Genomic DNA, 1,112 nt, shown 5'->3' with positions numbered 1-1,112 from the left:
AGTCGATGACGATCAGGTCGAGCGCGCCGGAACGGACCAGCATGTCGACGATCTCCAGCGCCTGCTCGCCGTTGTCCGGCTGGGAGAGGATGAGGTTGTCGATGTCGACGCCGAGCTTCTTGGCGTACTCCGGGTCGAGCGCGTGCTCCGCGTCGACGAAGGCGACCTGGCCGCCGGCCTTCTGGGCGTTGGCCACGGCGTGCAGGGTCAGGGTCGTCTTTCCGGAGGACTCCGGGCCGTAGACCTCGACGACGCGGCCGCGGGGCAGGCCGCCGACGCCGAGGGCGATGTCCAGCGCGGTCGAGCCGGTGGGGATCACCTCGACGGGCTCGTTCGGCCGCTCGCCCATGCGCATGACCGCGCCCTTGCCGAACTGTCGTTCAATCTGTGCGAGCGCGGCGTCGAGCGCCTTCTCGCGGTCGGTTCCAGCCATGGGTTCCACCCGATTTGCTTGAGTCGTTCGCTTCACGTCGAAAACGCTAACGCCTGGCACTGACAATGCGCCTCGACGCCTTCGGGCCTGTGGAAAACTCCGCCGCGAACCGTCTGGATCCCGGGCGCCGCATCGCCAGATTCTTCATAAGAATAGATGTTCGATTTTTGTGTCAAGCGTGCCACACGGCCCCCGCGCGGCTCGCGCGGGACCGTGCGGGTTCCCCCGCCGGAGCGGTGCGGGCGCGGCTTCCGTGGCGCCGGGAGACGCTTCCCGTATGACCGGGGGGACTGCTGAGACCGATGTGCCCGGCCGCCCAAGGAGGTCTTCCCCGGCATGACGCGCATCATCGCTGACATCTCCGTCTCTCTGGACGGCTTCGTCACCGGGCCCGGCCCTGGCCCGGACAACGGCCTGGGCACCGGCGGCGAAGCCCTGCACACGTGGGCGTTCTCCGAGGACCCCGAGGACCGGCGGGTCCTCGGCGAGGCCACGGCGCGCTCGGGCGCCGTCGTCCTCGGCCGCCGCCTCTTCGACGTGGTCGACGGGGCGCGGGGCTGGGACGAGAAGACCGGCTACGGCGCCGGGGAGGCCGGCCGGCCCGCCTTCGTCGTGGTGACGAGCGAGCCGCCCGCCGCGCTACGGCTGACGGAGCTGGACTGGACGTTCGTCACCACCG

Annotated in this window: 1 protein-coding gene and 1 pseudogene; one reads left to right on the top strand and one right to left on the bottom strand. The window is 70.3% G+C overall.

Annotated elements, in window-relative coordinates; translation table 11 throughout:
• On the bottom strand, positions 1-433 hold a 433-nt coding region (locus tag ACFV9O_RS40700), incomplete at its 3' end, for an ATPase domain-containing protein (RefSeq protein ID WP_385428187.1).
• Between the two features lie 336 nt (positions 434-769).
• Between ACFV9O_RS40700 and ACFV9O_RS40695 the strand changes: the two are divergent.
• Positions 770-1,112 (top strand): annotated as a pseudogene (locus ACFV9O_RS40695) (dihydrofolate reductase); the annotation flags it as partial.

The sequence above is a fragment of the Streptomyces sp. NPDC059909 genome, assembly GCF_042730885.1.
Classification (GTDB): domain Bacteria; phylum Actinomycetota; class Actinomycetes; order Streptomycetales; family Streptomycetaceae; genus Streptomyces.
This window is presented reverse-complemented; position numbering and strand designations above follow the sequence as displayed.